Annotated in this window: 8 protein-coding genes and 1 other RNA gene; 4 read left to right on the forward strand and 5 right to left on the reverse strand. The window is 42.0% G+C overall.

From position 1 onward, the window contains the following. Nucleotides 1-14: 14 nt before the first annotated feature. Nucleotides 15-617: a hypothetical protein gene (locus B1202_RS03490; protein WP_078189177.1), complete on the forward strand. Its 603-nt coding sequence runs from the start codon at nucleotides 15-17 to the stop codon at nucleotides 615-617. Nucleotides 618-696: 79 nt separating this feature from the next. On the opposite strand, the gene pepP is transcribed toward B1202_RS03490, so the two are convergent. Both pepP and B1202_RS03500 read right to left on the reverse strand, forming a co-directional pair. Beyond that, the gene (gene pepP, locus B1202_RS03495) at nucleotides 697-2,031 is read right to left on the reverse strand and encodes a Xaa-Pro aminopeptidase (protein ID WP_078189178.1); all 1,335 of its coding nucleotides are present in this window, start codon (nucleotides 2,029-2,031) and stop codon (nucleotides 697-699) included. A 102-nt stretch (nucleotides 2,032-2,133) separates the two neighbouring features. Continuing rightward, complete coding sequence (locus B1202_RS03500; RefSeq protein ID WP_078189179.1) at nucleotides 2,134-2,751, reverse strand: UPF0149 family protein; 618 nt, start codon at nucleotides 2,749-2,751, stop codon at nucleotides 2,134-2,136. Nucleotides 2,752-2,815: 64 nt separating this feature from the next. On the opposite strand from B1202_RS03500, the gene B1202_RS03505 reads away from it, so the two are divergent. The 3 genes from B1202_RS03505 to ssrS all read left to right on the forward strand — a co-directional run bounded on the left by B1202_RS03505 (nucleotide 2,816) and on the right by ssrS (nucleotide 3,939). Then, complete coding sequence (locus B1202_RS03505) at nucleotides 2,816-3,367, forward strand: hypothetical protein (RefSeq protein ID WP_078189180.1); 552 nt, start codon at nucleotides 2,816-2,818, stop codon at nucleotides 3,365-3,367. A 2-nt stretch (nucleotides 3,368-3,369) separates the two neighbouring features. Further along, entirely contained in the window at nucleotides 3,370-3,657 is a 288-nt protein-coding gene (locus tag B1202_RS03510; RefSeq protein WP_078189181.1) for a cell division protein ZapA, read from the forward strand. A 99-nt stretch (nucleotides 3,658-3,756) separates the two neighbouring features. Continuing rightward, a non-coding RNA gene (ssrS, locus tag B1202_RS03515) (6S RNA) lies at nucleotides 3,757-3,939 on the forward strand. Between the two features lie 152 nt (nucleotides 3,940-4,091). Here the strand turns inward: ssrS and B1202_RS03520 are convergent. The 3 genes from B1202_RS03520 to B1202_RS03530 all read right to left on the reverse strand — a co-directional run bounded on the left by B1202_RS03520 (nucleotide 4,092) and on the right by B1202_RS03530 (nucleotide 20,368). After that, nucleotides 4,092-4,553 (reverse strand): hypothetical protein, encoded by a 462-nt coding sequence (locus B1202_RS03520; protein ID WP_078189182.1) that lies wholly within the window; start codon nucleotides 4,551-4,553, stop codon nucleotides 4,092-4,094. Between the two features lie 67 nt (nucleotides 4,554-4,620). Beyond that, the gene (locus B1202_RS03525; protein ID WP_228145127.1) at nucleotides 4,621-5,841 is read right to left on the reverse strand and encodes a YncE family protein; all 1,221 of its coding nucleotides are present in this window, start codon (nucleotides 5,839-5,841) and stop codon (nucleotides 4,621-4,623) included. Between the two features lie 259 nt (nucleotides 5,842-6,100). Next, nucleotides 6,101-20,368, reverse strand: coding sequence for an Ig-like domain-containing protein (locus B1202_RS03530; protein ID WP_213033252.1), 14,268 nt, complete (start codon nucleotides 20,366-20,368; stop codon nucleotides 6,101-6,103). Nucleotides 20,369-20,393: the final 25 nt, after the last annotated feature.

The raw sequence follows: 20,393 nt of genomic DNA on the forward strand, positions 1-20,393 counted from the left end.
TTTTGAGATGCCTGATGCACCACATTATTCTAAAACAATCCATATTATTCGGTTCAATCTTTTTTATTTCTGGATGTCAGGGACTTCCAATGATAGGACCTGCAGAAGATTACCAACCAATTTATCGTACAGAATCAGTCGATTATGATTCTAATACCCAATCTCGTATACGTATTTATCATCAATGGTCAAATACAAATCTATACGAAAACACCAGCTGTGAAGCATGGGGAAAAACGAAAACAAAAAATCTTTTCCGTAGTTTTGCAACGAGTATGCCCAAAGGCGAAAGTGTTATTATCGGCATACCGCAAACTGAAAAAAGTACTTCTGTACTGAATACGCCTCAAAAGGGCTGGGGACCAAAGCTAACATTTACTGAACACGTTATCACTGCCAATCAGCCTTTCGTAATAGATGCCCGACGTGTTGAAGCAACAGGAAGTTATACCTGTAACATAGCAGGAAGTTTCATACCTAAAGCCGGGACAAGTTATGAAGCTGAATATAATGAAAACGGCAACAGCTGTAGTCTTCAATTACGTGAAATCAGTAAAACCCAAATAAATACAGTACATACATCTCAAAATATTAATGGCCTTCGCCACTGTTTTTAATACTAGATCAAAATCCATATACTTAAAATGAAATAAAAAAGCCGATCATCTGACCGGCTTTTTTAAATACTGTATAAACTTAAGCGGCTTTCGCTTTCGCCATCAGTGCTTCAATGTCTTCTACAGATTTCACCACTGCAGCGGTTAAAACACGTGGACCATTTTGAGTTGCTACAACATCATCCTCAATACGGATACCAATCCCACGCCATTTTTCATCAACCGTTTCATCATCCGGTGCAATATAAAGACCCGGCTCTACAGTCACAACCATACCCTCTTCATAGGCACGCCATTCACCGTCTTGTTTGTAAGAACCGACGTCATGCACGTCCATACCTAGCCAGTGACCTGTTCCATGCATATAGAACTGGCGGTAACTTTCTTTTGCGATGATTTCGTCAATATCGCCCTGCATGATGCCAAGATCCAGCAACCCTTGAACTAAAATACGCACTGCAACGTTATGCGGTTCTTTATAAGAGTTGCCGATACGCACGGCATCAATCGCCGCAATTTGCGAATCGAGGACAACGTTATAAAGCGCTTTTTGTTCAGGGCTGAATTTACCGTTGACTGGGAAGGTACGGGTAATATCCGAAGCATACAGTTGATATTCGCAAGCTGCGTCAATTAGTACCAAATCACCATCTTTCAGTTCTTTGTCATTTTCCACATAGTGCAGAATACAGCCATTTTCACCACCACCAACGATGCTGTTATAGGACGGTACACAACCATTTTGACCAAAGACATAATTCAGTTCTGCTTCTAGTGCATATTCCATCATGCCCGGTTTAACCGTTTGCATGGCGCGGGTATGCGCTTCTGCTGAAATATCCGAAGCAATCTGCATCAATTCGAGTTCATCATCAGACTTATGCAAACGCATTTCATCGATAATGCGATCCAATTGAATGACTTGTGCAGGCGCGCTTGCACCCTTACGTGATTCACCGCTTGCAGCTGCAATCCACTGCGCCACACGAGCATCAAAATCTGCTTGCTGCCCGATTCGGTAGAATAATTTATCTTTATTTTGTAATTTTTCTAAAATTTCTTCGTCTAATAAATCGATAGCAAAGGCTTCATCCGCGTCATAGTCATCAATCGCGCCATCAATACCCGCACGGTAACCATTCCAAATTTCCATTTCACGGTCACGTTCACGACAGAACAAACTATAGCTATAACCTTCTTCTTCGCTATCAAAGGTTTCAATCACTGCAACCGCTTCAGGTTCAGCAAAACCTGTTAAATAAAAGAAACTACTATCAGCACGGAATTTATAGTCAGCATCTCGGTTTCGCATGGCTTCTTTGCTCGTGGCAATAATTGCGATGCTGCGTAAGCCCATTTCACCTGCAAGGATGTCACGACGTTCCTGAAAATCTGCTTGAGTTAATTTCTTCATTGATATGCTTCTTATACGCTTGGACTATGATTGATTTAATAGGATGATGAACTCTAAAGATAGAGCCCATCATCTATTAATTATTAATGCAAAAAGAATGCCTTAACTTGGACGGTGAGGTGTGAACATTTCAACCACATTACCCGCTTGAGCCGATGATTTTTTTGCGCTCAGTTGTAGCAACGGTGTTTCTGAAACATCTACTTTGGTACGTCCCATAGATAGGCTCACTGGGATTAAACGAACAAATTCGTATAATTCTTGATAGCTTTCTTCACCTTCTTCATCATCATCTGAATCTTCAAACTCAACTGAAGCGACATCTTGTAAATGCTCAATCAATTCTTGTTCATTGGTACGCAGATGTCCTGCCGCTAAACCAAAACCTAGAACCACACCTGCACACCAGTCTGCCAAAGCTTGTACACGCTCACCTAGTAAGTGATCATCATCTGGTAATAAAGGAAGATAGTCGAGTTCATCATCTGAAAGTGAATGAGCTACATCTTCTGCTTCTTCAGTTAACAATGCCAATGCATCTTCATCTAATTCAGCAACATCAAGCGTTGCTAAAATTTGTTGCCACTCTTCACGACTCGGTGGCTGTGACACACAAACTATACCGGTGAGTAAACCATGTAACTCACTTGGGCTTGAAATTTCTTCAATTTTAGAAAAATTGTGGGACCAATCTGACCAACCTGAAATATCGTCTTGCATTCGCTTATCCAATCTCTATACTTCGTATATATTACCTTTGTTTGCAAGACTGTGCGACTACGTTATGTTAGAAGAATTACAGCGTCTCCAAGCGCATATTAGCGTTTTAAAAACGCGACTGGCGCAATTTGAAAGCGAAAATGGTGCCTTACAAGATGAGAAAAACTCATCTAATGAGCAGCATCATGCTCAAATTGTACATAAGAACGGCATTATCACCTCGAAACAAGAAGAAATTGAAACACTGAATGAGCAATTAACTGATTCACGTGCTCAACTTCAACAGCTCAATACTGATGCAACTGCCTTGGCTGACCGATACAGCCGCCTCGAAAAAAGCTGTACTGATCTAAAAAATCGTTTTCAGGAAATTTTGGCCGAGCGTAATGAGTTACGTATCGTCAAAGAAAAAATGCAAAATGAACAACGTCATGCGCAGCAAGAAATTCAGGGTTTAAAGCAAGAACGTGAACGTCTGCTACAAAAAAATGAACATGCCAAAGCCAAAGTTGAAGCGATTATTCAACGTTTAGCCATTTTAGGTACTGCTCAAGATCAACATGCACAAGAAATTCAACAATTGGCGCATCCGACTGAAAGCAATGAGGAAGTTTGATCATGAATGAACAAATTGCAGTTGATTTAAAAGTTCTAGGTCATAGTTTCCGTTTAGCGACGACCTCTGACCAACAAGCAGATTTAGAACGCGCAGCACAATTACTGAATGACAAATACGATGAATTTCGTCGTAAAGCACCACGTATGGAACCGAGTAAACTGATCATTATGGTCGCACTTGAGTTAATGCAAGAAGTCCTGTCGATGAATAAGAGTTTGCAAGAATATGCAAACTGCGAACTTTTGTTGCAAAATATTTTGGAACAAGTGGAAGAATTGACTGATTAATCGGTGGTTTAGTGATTATACTTTACCCGATTGCTTCATTTTAAACACTTTGTCCGCGTTTGGTGATTTGCCAATAACGCTGAATTCGTTATACTGAGCACATCTCTGAGGTGTTCGCCAGCTAGGTCTAATCCCCTGCCGATACTTAAACTTATGGATGTGTTCTGTATATTCTGAGCGTATGCCCTCCTTGTGTGGGAAACCCAGCGAGTGTACGTCGCGTCCACCTTGAACTCATCGGGTTCAGGGTCACGACATTTGCAGCGGCATCTTCGGAGTGTTTATTTTCTAAATCATTATTAAAATTTTCAGCATTCAACTCTAACCGTTATTCTAAAAACTATTATTCTGTTTCAGCTCTATTCAACTTCTGTTCTTCGCTTCAAATATTTCGTTCAAGCTTGTTCACGTTCAAAAGCATAAATCAGCCTTATTCAATCTTTAAGTTGTTCTAGTTTGGCTTGTTGCCCATCTAAAAATCGATCCATTTCAGGGAGTATTTGGCGTAAATATTGAATAGATGAAATGGCTTCATCTACGTTCACGACACCTTTTTCAACCAATCTATATTGTTGCTCGAGTAAAGTGAGTACTTGATTTTGATTCGGCTGTTGCCCCTGACTCATCTGCGTATTTATTTGCTGAAATTGTTGAAATACTTGTTCACGTTGCTGTAATAACTGGGCGTGCGTTTCCTTATCTTGTCTTTTTTGTTTTGAACTTTGATCATTTAAAGCATTTTTAGTGGTTCGCTCTGAATGTATTTCAGACACTTTTTGTTTATCCAGTTGAGTCTGTTGCTGCTTTACGTGCTGTTGCTGTGGCTTTAAAAATAGAATCATCAACAATAAAATTAAGCTAACCATTAAGCCTAGAACAATCCATTTCTTATACATGATGCAGTCTCTAGATACATTCTTATATTTAAAAAATTCAGAGCCGATTTGACTCTGAATTTACCTTTTATTTAATTTTATCTAAATTATTAGTTGCCCCATCCTCTGCTGGCGCATAACCTAAACGAACACGCTGTGGGTGATTGCCAACAGGCACTGTGATGACTTTTTCACCTGTCGCGAAATCAATCACGGTTACTGCATCTGTCGCACTTTCAGAAATCACACATCGTTTTCCATCTGGACTTTGCGTTGCCCAATACGGTTTACCTGCAGCAATCAATTTTGCTGCGGTCAAAGTTTTACGATCGACGATGGTGGCATAATCATCCATGGTTCCTGCGACACATAGTTTTTCACCATCTCCACTGATCGAAAGCCCATGATGGCGTGAGTCATTCACCCATTTCGTGCGATCTGAGGGAATAGTTGTACTTCCCGGAAGCTGTGCAATACGTGTGACTTTGTCTTGATTGAGATCGTATTCGACTAGACCATTAAAAAATGAGACTTGCGCATAGATTTTGGATTCATCTTTACTAAATACAATCGGTCGAACTGAGTTAGACAGGTCTTTACGTCCTACGGCATCTAAAGCAGGTCTAAAATCGATTTTTTTAAGAACTTTATAATTTTGAGCATCTGCAATCGTGATATAGCGTTTGCCTTTAGTAAAATCTTGCCAAGATGCATCCATAGCTGTTTCGACATTACCAATGGCTGAATTTAAGATTTTAGTTCCATTGGCAAAATAGATATTTTCATGTGGTTTATCGCCCGTCGCAAAACGTCCTAATTCTTTGCCCGTGTTGATATCGAGTACATGTACGACGTTCCCCGAAGATGCTGAAACTGCAACTTGCTGTCCATCAGGTGAAACTGCCATATGGTCTGCTCGGAAACCTTCAACGGGTGTGCGCCAATTGATTTTCCCTGTTGCAATGTTAATCGAGACTACATCTGCATAACTTGGGCGTGATGCAACCACCGATTTGCCATCTGGTGTGGAATACATGTCATCGACCAATTGATCATTTCCCTCTCCTGCCGTATTTCGAATATAGCTATAGGCGATCAATTTTACTGGATTGAGGTAAATCTCAGTGAGCCGTTCTTTTTTGTCGGGCACCATATTGATGACACCAACTTTTTGATAGTTTTTTGCAGGATTAATCACTGTTACCGTACCATCCCAGTTATTACCGACAAAAAAAACTTGCTGGCTATTGGGTGGAATAGGTGCTGTGCTGGTCGCTGCAAGAGTGAGTGGAGACACAGCAACCGTCATACAAAGAAGTGTCCTGATCCAGAGATTCTTTTTCATTTTTATTGTCCATTGATTTGTTTTTATGCATACCTTTTGAGCTAAGTCATCAGATAAGTGTCACTTTTTAGCGCCAAGAAAGCTTATAAAATATACAAGTGTAGATATAGCGTATTTGTTTTAATTCCGATGAGTTGTTGATTAAAACCAAGTCTTCAATCTGCATTCACTTTTTTCAAAACAAAAAAAGCACCCGAAGGTGCTTTTTTAGTTCATCAAATGATTAGTAAATAATTTGATTATTATTGATTAAATCATCTAGTTCGACTTTGCTCGTTTGATTGAGCAATACTACGAGATCTTGTGATTCGTATTTCGGACCTGATGTGCCATCACGGTCAATTGAAATCACAGCTGAATCAGTTTCTTCGTCATATACTACTGTTACAAACTCTGCGAGATTCGCTTCAGTTGCATCGTCAGAAAGTAATGACGAGATGTCGATTTGGTCAGCAATAGAAAAATCATTTACAGTTGTTAATGTATTACCACCCAAATTGTCGTCTGCAAGAAGGTCGAAAACAATATCATCACTAATAAGTAAACTTTCACTTTCTAATGAGAACATCGCAAACGATGCTGTCGCAGTCACTGTTTCCTGAATAGGAAGCACATTGTTACTATTTCCTAACTCTGTTTCGAGCTGGGTTGTAAGTACATTTACATCTTGAATTGAGGTTTCAGGGACTGTAACTTTCACGACAAAATCTTCAACTTGACTACTTGAAGTGCCTTGATAAGTATAATACCCATCTGAATCTTTGCTTACTGATATACCATTTACCGAAACTTTGGCATCAACTAAAGCATCAAGAGCAGCAGATTTAAATTTCACACCATTTACATTCACATTTGCCTCTGCATCATTTAAAACTTCTGCATGTAAAGTAAATTGTAAAACTTTCTCTGGAGTGCCTGCTTCAGGAGCTACTACCCCAAGTTGATCCTGTCCATTTTGATTTTTCTCACCTGTCTTAGCAATTTGAGTTCCATCTGCAAATAGTACACCTTCCAACATATTAATTTGGAAACCATTTACATTTTGGACACCCGTAATACTCAAGTTAAAGCCATCAATATAGTTGGTTGTATCAGAGTTATTCAAGACCATTGAATTAACTGGATATTTTGCACCTGAATACGCTTCATCAAATACAATCCAGTCACTCGGAGTACCTTTTTGACTTGAAAAGCCTTGTGGGAAACTATTTGAGAAATTAAAGCCAAGTTCATTCTGAGTCAGGACTTTGTTAATGTTCTCCCAGTTGATGATGATAATTTCAGAAATGCTATTATCACCTTTCAAATTATTAAAGACTCTTAGAGCATTGGTAATATTATTGAAATCATTGCCATACTGTGGATCATTGATAATAGCTTGCATCTCTGCAGCAATATCTACAATTTTCGCACCAGCAACAAGATCATTAGAAACATAATTACCTTGTGCATCTTTATAAATTGTACCTAGGTTTGGAACGTTAATCACTGAACTAGTTGAACCACCACCAGTTCCACCTGATGTTGACGTTGATACCGAAATTTCACTTGTTAATGTTGCTTTTAACTCAATGAGTTCAGCATTACCAGTTACAGGAGTTGTAACTTTACCATCAGTAACTTGAAGACTTATCGAAGGCAGTGCAGCACCTGAATTTAACTGATCCGCACCTTTCTGAGTTAAGGTTACAGATTGATCAACCACTGACAATTGATAGAAACCGTCGGCACTAACTGTCGAGCCATTCGCAAATGTCACGGTCAGACTATCATTATCTGCATCCGATGCAGCATATGTAGCAATTTTTTGACCGGAAACAGCTGAACCAACAGTGACTACTTCTGGTTCAATTTCAATTTCAGGTGCAACGTTTGTTACAGAAGCAGGATATAAAATTACACCGAACTCTAGTTCTGAACTTGCAGTTGAACCATTCGATTTTTCAGTTGCAACAGATTCAAGCTTCACATTCAACTGTAAAGAATTACCTGTAACAACCAAACTTGGTGGTGCAATCGCCACTAAGCTTGAACCTTCAATACTCATGCCATCAGCGACAAAACTTAAATTACCATTTGTATCTGCAGTTCCGAGTAATACTCGAGCTCCATCTACAGTAACAGCGTAAATTTGCATTCCTTCAACCAAGCCTGAGAAATTCAGTGTTAAGTTTTCAGAACCATCTTGGTCATTCAATTTCGTATTAAGTAGTCCAAGAGAAATATCCTCCCCAACTTCACCACTTAAATTAAAGTAAGGGCGATGGAAGCCATATTGGTCTTTATCAGTAGCATCTTTTTGAAGTAAATCAGAAACAGTCCATTCAACTGAAGGTTGCGTAGCACTATAAAAGTCATTAAGTCCAGCAATAGCAGATTTTAGATCAGGGTAATAAGCAAGCTCTTTGCCTGATTCTTCTACCACTTTGAAGTTATAATTGCCATCACCCTCTGCATTGTGCATGTAGAAATCAAATGTGTAGAATCCTGTTTCTGCTACAGTAAATGTACTATCTACAGATGTAATACCTTTCCAGCTCACATGCTTAGGATCTTCATTACCAATGATTAACATACCACTATCATCAGCCTTACCAGTATATTTATAAACAGTGCCGGCTTCTAAGAATACGTAGCCTGTAATTGCCACACCAGTTTTAGCCGTTATATTGCCTTCTGAAACCAGAGAATTCGTATTACCTGTTGATACGATCTGGTTTTTATATGCAGTCTGCCCAGCATCAGATAATAAATATTCAAAAGCTTTCTTAAGTGCATCTTTAGAAGCACCTGATCCACCATTGGCAGTCAGATTATTGCCATTTACAGTTCCTAAATTACTCCATGTTGTTTTATTAAGGTTAATCACTGTTGGATTCCAATCTAATAAATCTAGAGTTAAGGATGGCTTATCTGCCACTGCATCGACAACAATTTCTAGCTCGCCTGACGTCACATGTTTGCCATCAGAAACATTAAATTCTAGGCCCGCATAGACTCCACCGTCAGTTGCTGAAGCTTCGTTAGCATCTGGAGCAAATACCACTTTTCCTGCATTAATGTCAGCATAAGATAATGTTTGACCCGCGATGATTGGAGTTTTATTCCCAGCAGCATCCACGATTGTTAATACACCGTCTTTTGGCAGATTTGTTACCGTAATAACAAGCTGATCATTTGCTGTATTTGCATCTGAAATACCAAAATGCGCCCAAGTTAATGTCACACTTTGATCTTCTTTCGTAACCACTTGGGTTGTTTCAACTTCAGGAGCGATATTGTCCACTGGGACAGTTTTATCTACTTCCTCACCCGGATTGCCTGATTTATCTTCATAGCTATCTGTAGGGACAGTTACTGTAACCTTACCATCAACACCCGGAGGTACTTCACCAGTCACGATATAAGAGCCGTCAGGTTGTTCCACTGGTGGGTTAAATGGTACTTCGATTGGACCATTTGGACCTTCAACAATGATTTTATCTTCTGTAATCGTCGATGGATCAACATCATCAGGATAAGTTACAGTGATCTTACCATCAGGTGTAATCGTTACTTCAGCTTTTGGCGGAACAGTATCTACAGGTGTTTCTGTCGTTGTAACGTCCTCACCCGGATTGCCTGATTTATCTTCATAGCTATCTGTTGGGACAGTTACGGTAATGTCACCATCAACACCCGGAGGTACTTCACCAGTCACGATATAAGAACCATCAGGTTGTTCCACTGGCGGGTTAAATGGTACTTCGATTGGACCATTTGGACCTTCAACAATGATCTTCTCTTCTGTAATCGTCGATGGATCAACATCATCAGGATAAGTCACAGTGATCTTACCGTCTGGTGTAATCGTTACTACAGCGACAGGCGGTACAGCATCTACATCAGCAGAATCTTGATCTAAAGTACCTTTGTTACCTACATCATCTTGATAACTACCCGCTGGAACAGTCACCACGATACCAGTTTCAGTACCTTCAGGAACACGACCCACCAATACAAGCGGATCATCTTGACTTGGGACAAATTCAACAACGATAGGATTACCAGACTTGTCAGTAACTGTGATTTTTCCAGTTTGGATGGTACTTGGAACCGTATCATCGTCAAACGTTAAAGTAATCTGACCATTTGGTGTGATATCGATATTAACATTAGGTGCAATAGTATCTACTGGTTCAGTGACATCAACCTGAGCGCCCGGATTACCCGTTTCATCGGTATAACTACCAGTCGGAATACTAACTGTAATATCAGTATCATTTCCGTTCGGTACTTTACCTGTAAAGGTCTTGCCATCTGTAGAAGGTGTTAATTCAACCACTACTGGATCGCCATCTTTATCAGTGAAAGTGATCGTCGATGTATCAATCGAATCTGGGTTGGTATCTTCAGGGTATTTAATAACAATGTCACCATTCGGTTGAATTGTCACAATTGCAGTTGGTACGTCGGTATCGACTTTACCATTACCTGAATTTGGTTCACCTGGGTTACCCGATTCATCTTCATAAGAGGTACCCGGAACGGTCACTGTTACTGTGCCATCTACACCCGGAGGAACTTCACCCGTTACCACATAAGAGCCATCAGGTTGTTTCACTGGTGGATTAAATGTCACAGGTATATCGATTGTTTCATTTGGATCCGTTGGATCTGGAATAGTTACTGTTATTGACTCTTCCACAATCGTATTTGGATCTACATCATCTGGATAAGTCACAGTGATCTTACCATCTGGTGTAACGGTCACTTCGGCTTTAGGTGGAATGGTATCGACAGGAACCGTCGTGTCAACCTCTTCACCTGGATTACCCAAGGTATCTTCATAACTTTCTGTTGGAACTGTAACAGTCACATTACCATCTGTACCTTCAGGAACTTCACCTGTCACCACGTATGAACCATCGGGTTGTTTCACTGGTGGAGTAAATGGTACTTCGATTGGACCATTTGGACCTTCAACAACAATTTTACCTTCTTCAATGCTGTCAGGATTGACATCATCTGGATAAGTAATGGTGATTTTACCGTCAGGAGTAATGCTGATTTCTACTTCAGGAGACTGAGTATCGACAGGTTTTGACGTGCTGCCTTTACCGCCCTTATTACCCACTTCATCTTGATACGAACCACTTGGTACAGTCACAGTAATTTGACTATCAATACCATCAGGAACTTGACCAACAAGAGTCAAACCGTTTTCGCTTGGTGTAAATGTCACAGGTACAGATTTACCATTACCATCAACAATCACAATTTTTGAGGTATCAATGGTCGATGGAACAACATCGTCTTCGTATTTCAGGGTGATTTGACCTTCTGGCGTGATCACGACTTCAACTTTAGGTGCAATCGTATCGACAGGGTCAGTTTTTACCGAAGTCGTATTGTCATTACCTGTGGTGTCTTTGAAGCTATTTTCAGGCACAGTCACTGTGATATTTTCATCAATCGCAGTTGGCACTTTACCTGTGTAAGTCAAGCCATCATTTGATGGAACAAAATCAACCACAATGGTATTGCCCTTGCTATCTTTCACCACAATGTCAGCAGGATCGATGGTTGTTTTATCCGCATCAGGTGAATATGTAACGATAATTTCACCATTCGGTTCAATCGTCACTTCAGCCGCTGGAGATTCAGTATCAATCGTTCCTTGTTTTTCAACAGGCTCGCCTGAATTTCCTGTGGTGTCTTCATAAGAACCCGCAGGTACTTTCACGACGATGTCACCATCTGTACCTTCAGGCACTTCACCTGTGACCACATAAGAACCATCTGGTTGTTTCACAGCAGGTGTAAATGGTACTTCGATTGGACCATTTGGACCTTCAACTACGATCTTATCTTCAGTAATTGTCGATGGATCGACATCATCTGGATAAGTCACAGTGATTTTACCGTCAGGTGTAATCGTCACTTCAGCCGTTGGTGTATCTGTATCTACAGTACCCGGTTGAGCAACTGGCTCGCCTGAGTTGCCTGTAGTGTCTTCATAAGAACCCGCAGGTACTTTCACCACGATTTCGCCATCTGTACCTTCAGGCACTTCACCTGTTACCACGTATGAACCATCTGGTTGTTTCACTGGTGGTGTAAATGGTACTTCGATTGGTCCTTTTGGACCTTCAACCACGATCAACTCTTCTGTAATTGTCGATGGATCGACATCATCAGGATAAGTGACAGTGATCTTACCGTCTGGAGTAATGGTTACGGTTGCTGTTGGTGTATCTGTATCCACAGTACCCGGTTGTTCAACTGGCTCACCTGAGTTACCTGTAGTGTCTTCATAAGAACCCGCAGGTACTTTCACAACGATCTCGCCATCAACGCCTTCAGGTACTTTCGCAGTGTAGGTACCATCTGGTTGTTTTTCGAAAGTCACATCAGAAATTGGGCCATTTGGACCTTCAACAACAATACCTGTCGTATCAATCGTGTCAGGATCAGTATCTTCTGGATAAGTCAGTGTGATCTTACCGTTTTCATCGATTTGAACATCAACGACTGGAGATTCTGTATCTACCGTAGCTGGTTGTTTTACAGGTTCGCCTGAGTTGCCCGTAGTGTCTTCATAAGAACCCGCAGGCACTTTCACGACGATGTCGCCATCGATGCCTTCAGGCACTTTCGCTGTATATGTACCATCAGGTTGTTCTTCAAAGGTTACACCCGGAATCACTTCACCATCTGGACCTTCCACAATAATACCTGTGGTATCAATGGTGTCTGGTTTTGTGTCATCTGGATATGTAATAGTGATCTTACCATCTGGTGTCACAGTCACTTCTGCTACAGGCGGGGCTGTATCCACTGTAACTGTTTCAGAACCTTCTTCACCTGGGTTACCCGCTTTATCTGAATAAGATGCTTCAGGCACTTTTACTGTAATCGAGGTATCTACACCTGTAGGCACTTGACCGGTATAAGTCAAACGATCTTCAGATGGCGTGAAATCAATCACTACTGGTTTGCCGTCTAGACTTGTAATCACGAAGTCTTTTGGATCAATCGTTGCAGGATCAACATCTGGTGCAAATGTTACTTTGATCTCACCTTGTGGAGTGATGTCAATTTGAACTGTTGGTGCATCATTGTCTAAACCTGGGTTACGAATTGCAGGTTCTGAAGTCACTGTATCTGTTTTCGCAGTTGCAGTGATTGAGTTTTCCGGTTTGATTTCAGTTGCAGGAACTTTCAGTGTCCACTGACCTGTAGGCGTAATATCTGCAGGATCAACAGTATATTCAGTGCCATTAACATCGACAGTAATAGCCGCATTCGGGTTCGAAATTGTACCGGTGATAATGAAGTTACCATCTTCATCGGTCAATTCAGCCATTTCTTCTTCATTAATGACATCATCACCCGCAATCACATTGATCGAAATCAATGGTAAAGACACGGTGTCTTTCGTTGGGTTGCCATCTTGGTCTGTTGTAGACGCAGATAAGTCATCACCATCTTTTAATGGAAGTTCAGTCGTTGTGGTCCATGTACCATCTGGACCTGCTTTCACTGGTGGTAATTCTGTACCATCAGGCAAAGTCACAACCACATCATGACCCGGCTCAGTTTTACCTGTAATCACGGTCACGTGCGTACCGTCTTCCGTGGTATTTGGTGTAACAGCTGTGATATTAACCGTGATTAAACGATCACTTTCGCCTGAACCTTTATTGCCTGCTTCATCTGTATAACTTTCAGGAAGGACTTCAACAGTTACGGTTTGACCTGGTTCAACTTTGAGTTCAACTGACCATAGACCTGTGGTTTCGTTATAGGTTGGCTGACCAACAATTTGACCACCTGTCACTTTCAAGTCAGCAGAGCTGAAGCTTGCAGGATCAATTTTCTCGCTGAACTCGAAAGTCGCTGTAGCTTTGCTATCAGTCGCTTGAGCAATAATATCGACAATCACTGTTGGCGCAATAGTATCTACATCTACAGTTTCTTTATCAGTTACACCTGGGTTACCCACCAAGTCAGTGTATGAACCTGTTGGAACTTCAACTGTAATTTGCTCATCCACACCTGAAGGGATTTTACCTGTATAAGTCAAACCATCTTCAGAAGGTGTTAGCGTCACCTCAACAGGTTTGCCGTCTTTATCAGTGATAATAATTGTTTCAGGGTCAATCGATTTCGGATCAACATCATCTTCAAATTTCACCACGATATCGCCTGTAGGCGTTAAGGTGATTTCAACAGTTGGCGCGATGGTATCGACAGGATATTTACCTGTACTTGGTGTACCTGGGTTTCCTGTCAAATCTTCATAAGAGCCTGCTGGTACATCGACAGTCACTTTACCATCAATGCCTTCTGGCACTTTAGCGGTATACGTTAAGCCGTCTGGTGATGGCGTTAACTCAACAGTGATCTCTTTCCCTGTAGGATCTTTCACCACAATCGCATCTGGTTTGATGGTTTTCGGATCTGTATCTTCAGGATAAGTCACAGTGATATTACCTTGCGGATCAACCGTTACAGTCACTTCAGGAACATCAGTATCTACCAACTTGCTGTCGATATCATATTGACCTTCATTACCTGTTTTATCTTGGTAACTGCCTTCAGGCACGATCACGGTCACTTTTGAATCTACATTTGGTGGGATTTGACCTGTCAGGGTTAAACCATCTGGAGATACCGTTAATTCAACTTTAATCGGATTACCATTTTCATCTGTAATCACGATGTCTTTTGGATCAATCGTAGTTGGATCGACATCGTCTTCATATTGAATAACAATCGAACCTTGTGGTGTTAAAGTGATTTCAACACTTGGACGGTCAGTATCGACATTGCCTTGAGTTTCACCCACTTTACCCGGATTGCCAGTCAAGTCTTCATACGAACCTTCTGGAACGGTAACAGTCACTTGACCGTCAACACCTTCAGGAACTTTAGCAGTCACAACAACAGTGCCATCTGTTTGTACTTCAGGCGTACCAAATTCAACAGTGATTGGGCCTTTAGGGCCTTCAACTGTAATCGTGCTAGTACCAATAGTCGTTGGATCAGTATCTTCAGGATAAGTCAGGATAATATCGCCATTCGGAGTGATTTCCACACCCACTTGTGGACGGTCTGTATCAACTGAGCCTTTACCTTCACCTGCTTTACCCGGATTTCCTGTAAGGTCTTCATATGAGTTTTCAGGAACATCAACCGTTACTGTACCGTCGATACCGTCTGGAACTTGACCTGTATACGTTAAGCCATCTTCTGACGGTGTTAAAGTCACAGTGATTTCGTTACCTTCAGGATCTTTCACCACAATCTTGTCTGTCGTGATTGACGTTGGATCAGTATCTTCAGGATAAGTCACGACGATTTGACCTTCAGGTGTCACAGTCACTTCGACTTGTGGACGGTCTGTATCGACATCACCTTTGCCTTCGCCTGCTTTACCCGGATTACCTGTAAGGTCTTCATACGAGTTTTCAGGAACTTCAACCGTTACTGTACCATCGATACCTTCTGGCACTTGACCTGTATACGTTAAGCCGCCTTCTGACGGGGTCAATGTCACAGTGATCTCATTACCTTCAGGGTCTTTCACCACAATCTTGTCTGTCGTGATTGAGGTTGGATCGGTATCTTCAGGATAAGTTACGACGATTTGACCTTCAGGCGTCACAGTCACTTCGACTTGTGGACGGTCTGTATCGACATCACCTTTGCCTTCACCAGCTTTACCTGGGTTACCTGTAAGGTCTTCATAAGAATTTTCAGGAACTTCAACAGTGACTGTGCCATCCACACCATCTGGCACTTGACCTGTATAGGTTAAGCCGCCTTCTGACGGTGTTAAAGTCACAGTGATTTCATTACCTTCAGGGTCTTTCACCACAATCTTATCTGTTGTGATCGATGTTGGATCGGTATCTGTAGGATATTCAACAATGATTTGACCTTCAGGCGTTACCGTTACTTCAACTTGTGGACGGTCGGTATCTACAGAACCTTCACCTTCACCAAGTTTACCTGGGTTACCAGTAAGGTCTTCATAAGAACCTTCTGGCACTTCCACAGTGACTGTACCGTCGATACCTTCTGGCACTTGACCTGTATAGGTTAAGCCACCTTCTGATGGGGTTAACTCAACAGTGATCACATTGCCCGATGGATCTTTAACAACAATGTCTTCTGGATCGATGGTCGCTGGGTCAGTGTCTTCAGGATAAGTCACGATGATTTGACCTTCAGGAGTCACTGTCACGTCAACTTGCGGACGGTCTGTATCTACAGAACCTTCACCGCCACCGACTTTACCTGGGTTACCTGTAAGGTCTTCATAAGAACCTTCAGGCACGTCTACAGTCACTTTACCATCGATACCTTCTGGCACTTTACCTGTGTACGTTAAGCCATTATCTGATGGTGTTAACGTTACAGTGATGTCATTACCTGATGGGTCTTTAACGATAATGTCTTGAGGATCAATAGTCGTTGGATCAGTATCTTCAGGATAAGTCACGATGATTTGACCTTCAGGTGTCACCGTTACTTCAACTTGTGGACGATCTGTATCCACATCTCCTTCGCCTGTTCCAGCTTTACCCGGATTACCTGTTAAGTCTTCATATGAATTTGTAGGAACTGAAACCGTTACCTTACCGTCAATACCATCTGGCACTTGACCTGTGTACGTTAAGCCATCTGCAGATGGTGTTAACTCAACAGTGATCACATTGCCCGATGGATCTTTAACAACGATGTCTTTTGGATCAATAGACTTTGGATCAACATCATCTTCATAAGTCACCACAATTTCACCTTGCGGCGTAATGGTCACATTTACTGTAGGTGAAGTTGTATCGACAGATTCACTTGCCGAACCTTTGGTACCATTGTTGCCACTGAAATCTTGATAACTGTCTTTTGGTACAAGTACAGTCACTTTGCCATCCACTGGGCTTGTGATTTTACCTGTAACGGTTAAGCCATCTTCAGACACTGTGTATTCCACAGTAACTTTCTTACCGAACTGATCAACCACTGTATAATCGGCAACATCAACCGTTGAAGGATTAACATCCGATTCGTATTTAATGCTAATCAGACCTTGTTCAGTAATTTCAACAGTCACAGTCGGTGCTTGATTATCTAAACCAGGTTGACGTTCAGCTGTATTTGACGTTGCTGTATCTGTTGTTGCTTGTGCAGTCACGGTGTTGCTTTCTTTCACATCTGCAACAGGAACACGGATGCTCCATTGACCTTGTGGAGTCACAGTCACTTGTGAACCGCTATAAGGCGTACCATTAAAGTTCACAACCAAATCTGCAGCAGGATTACTGATGGTACCTGTCACTGTAATGAAGTTTTGACCATCTACAGTTTCAGTTAAATCAGCCAATTCTGTTTCATTGATGACATCATCACCCGCCACAACATCGATATAAACGAATGGCAATTCAACTTCATCACCAGTGCTGACGACATCACCATTTTTATCTTCATAAGTGGTCGTCGCAGTAACTTCGTTACCATCTTTCAAAATACCCGGAACAGTTAATTCCCACAGACCATCTGGGCCTGATTGTACTGTTAATGGTGTATCTTGACCCGGAACGAGCACACTCACTTCGCTATTTGGCTCTGTCTTACCTGTAATAACAGTAATATCATCGCCATTCGCATCTGTATTTGGCGTTACACCGGTAATTTTGAGTGTAATCAATTGATCTTGATCACCCTTACCTGTGTTACCCGCAACATCGCTATAACTGTCATCTTTCACTTCAACAGATACGGTTACACCCGGCTCTGTTTTAAGTTCAACAGTCCACGTAAATTCATCGACTTGGGTAATAGCGCCAACAACCTTGCCACCCGTAACAATCAAATCATTCGTAGAGAAAGTTGCGGGATCAATTTTTTCTGTAAAGGTAAATGTAGCCGTTGCTGAAGTATGGTCTGCAGATGAAGAGGTCACCGTTACAGCCACTTCAGGCGCAATCGTATCTACAGTCGTTGTGTCCTGACCTTCAACACCTGGGTTACCTGTTACGTCTTCGTATGAACCTTCAGGTACAGTCACGGTAATCGTACCGTCTACACCTGCTGGAACTTTACCGGTTACAGTGATTGAACCGTCCGGCTGAGTCACTGGTGTACCAAAGTCAACGACGATGTCTTTACCCGTAGGGTCTTTAACCGTGATTTTATCTGTGGTGATTGAAGATGGATCTGTGTCATCTGGGTAAGTCAGTACGATGTCACCATTTGGTGTCACGGTCACTTCTACTTGTGGACGGTCAGTATCAACTGTACCTGTACCCGTACCCGGTTGTCCTGGGTTACCCGTAGTATCTTCGTATGAACCTTCAGGTACAGTCACGGTAATCGTACCGTCTACACCTGCTGGAACTTTACCGGTTACAGTGATTGAACCGTCTGGCTGAGTTTCAGGTGTATCAAAGTCAACCACGATGTCTTTACCTGTTGGGTCTTTAACCGTGATTTTGTCAGTCGTAATCGTAGATGGATCTGTGTCATCTGGGTAAGTCAGTACGATGTCACCATTTGGTGTCACGCTTACTTCAACTTGTGGACGGTCAGTATCCACTGTACCTGTACCCGTACCTGGTTGACCTGGGTTACCCGTAGTATCTTCGTATGAACCTTCAGGCACAGTCACAGTAATCGTGCTGTCCGTACCTTCTGGAACTTTACCCGTTACAGTGATTGAACCGTCTGGTTGAGTCACAGGTGTACCAAAGTCAACCACGATGTCTTTGCCATTTGGATCTTTGACGATGATTTTATCAGTCGTAATAGAAGACGGATCTGTGTCATCTGGGTAAGTCAGTACGATGTCACCATTTGGTGTCACGGTCACTTCAACTTGTGGACGGTCAGTATCAACTGTACCTGTTCCTGTACCTTGTTGTCCTGGGTTACCTGATACATCTTCGTATGAACCTTCTGGTACAGTCACGGTTACTGTGCTGTCAAAGCCATCTGGAAGCTGTGCAGTATACGTCAAGCCATCTGCTGATGGTGTGAAGCTGATGGTGATATCATCACCATTTCCATCTTTCACCACAAAGTCTTTTGGATCGATGCTCGCTACATTCACATCCGGTACAAATTGAACTGTAATTTTACCTTGTTCTGTAATTTGTACATCCACCGTTGGTGCTTCGTTGTCGAGTCCTGGATTACGGATCGCAGGTTCTGAAGTCACTGTTGGTGTTTTTGCAATGGCAGTGATGCTGTTGTCTGGACCAAGTTCAGTCGCTGGAACTTTTAAGCTCCATTGACCTTGTGGCGTAATATTCGCAGGGTCAACAGTGTACGGTTTACCATTTACAGTGACCGTAATTTCAGCATCTGGATTACTGATGGTACCAGTGATAAGGAATAGACCATCTGGATCAGTTAAGCCTGCCAATTCATCTTCGTTAATCACGTCATCGCCAGCGACCACATTGATGTAAATCAATGGCAAAGATACTTTATCTTGAATCGGTTGTTGGTCTTGGTCTGTCGTTGTTGCTGTTACAAAGTCACCATCTTGTAATGGTGTAGTCGTTGTAATCGTCCATGTTCCGTCAACACCCGCCTTTGTCGGTGGAAGTGTTGTGCCATCTGGAAGTTGTACAACAACGTCTTTACCAGGTTCAGTTTTACCTGTAATCACCGTAATGTGTGAACCGTTTTCGTCCACATCTGGAGTTACACCGGTAATTTTAACAGTGATGAGTTGGTCATCACCTGCTGTACCTGCATTACCAATTAAATCAGTATAACTACCCGGTTTTACTTCAACCGATACGGTTTGACCTGGTTCTACTTTAAGTTCAACTGACCAGCTATCTGTTGCTTGATCATAAACAGGTTGACCGATTAACTTGGCACCGGTCACAACGAGATCAGTGGCATTAAAGCTGGTTGGATCAATAGCTTCAGAGAATTTAAAGACTGCTGTTGCTGTTGAGCTGTTTGCTGCATTTGGAACGATATCTACGGTTACATCAGGGGCACGTGTATCTACTGGTGTACCTTCACCACCATTGGCTTGACCCGGTAAACCTGGATTACCCGTGGTATCTTCATATGAACTTTCAGGTACAGTCACAGTAATCGTGCCGTCTACACCAACAGGTACTTTACCCGTTACAGTGATTGAACCATCTGGTTGAGTCACAGGTGTACCAAAGTCAACTACGATGTCATTGCCATTTGGATCTTTGACTGTGATTTTATCAGTCGTAATCGTTGACGGATCTGTGTCATCTGGGTAAGTCAGTACGATGTCACCATTTGGTGTCACAGTCACTTCAACTTGTGGACGGTCAGTATCGACTGTACCTGTACCCGTACCTGGTTGTCCTGGGTTACCCGTAGTATCGTCATAAGAACCTTCAGGCACAGTCACAGTTACAGTACTATCCGTACCTTCAGGTACTTTACCGGTTACAGTGATTGAACCGTCTGGTTGAGTCACTGGTGTACCAAACTCAACCACGATGTCTTTGCCATTTGGATCTTTG

Source organism: Acinetobacter amyesii, assembly GCF_002018365.1.
Classification (GTDB): domain Bacteria; phylum Pseudomonadota; class Gammaproteobacteria; order Pseudomonadales; family Moraxellaceae; genus Acinetobacter; species Acinetobacter amyesii.

Excerpts from the sequence above, each read along its gene's own strand:
- B1202_RS03500 (WP_078189179.1), bottom strand. The coding sequence starts at position 2,751 with ATGCAAGACGATATTTCAGGTTGGTCAGATTGGTCCCACAATTTTTCT.
- B1202_RS03490 (WP_078189177.1), top strand. The coding sequence starts at position 15 with ATGCACCACATTATTCTAAAACAATCCATATTATTCGGTTCAATCTTT.
- B1202_RS03510 (WP_078189181.1), top strand. The coding sequence starts at position 3,370 with ATGAATGAACAAATTGCAGTTGATTTAAAAGTTCTAGGTCATAGTTTC.
- pepP (WP_078189178.1), bottom strand. The coding sequence starts at position 2,031 with ATGAAGAAATTAACTCAAGCAGATTTTCAGGAACGTCGTGACATCCTT.
- B1202_RS03505 (WP_078189180.1), top strand. The coding sequence starts at position 2,816 with ATGTTAGAAGAATTACAGCGTCTCCAAGCGCATATTAGCGTTTTAAAA.
- B1202_RS03520 (WP_078189182.1), bottom strand. The coding sequence starts at position 4,553 with ATGTATAAGAAATGGATTGTTCTAGGCTTAATGGTTAGCTTAATTTTA.
- B1202_RS03525 (WP_228145127.1), bottom strand. The coding sequence starts at position 5,841 with ATGACGGTTGCTGTGTCTCCACTCACTCTTGCAGCGACCAGCACAGCA.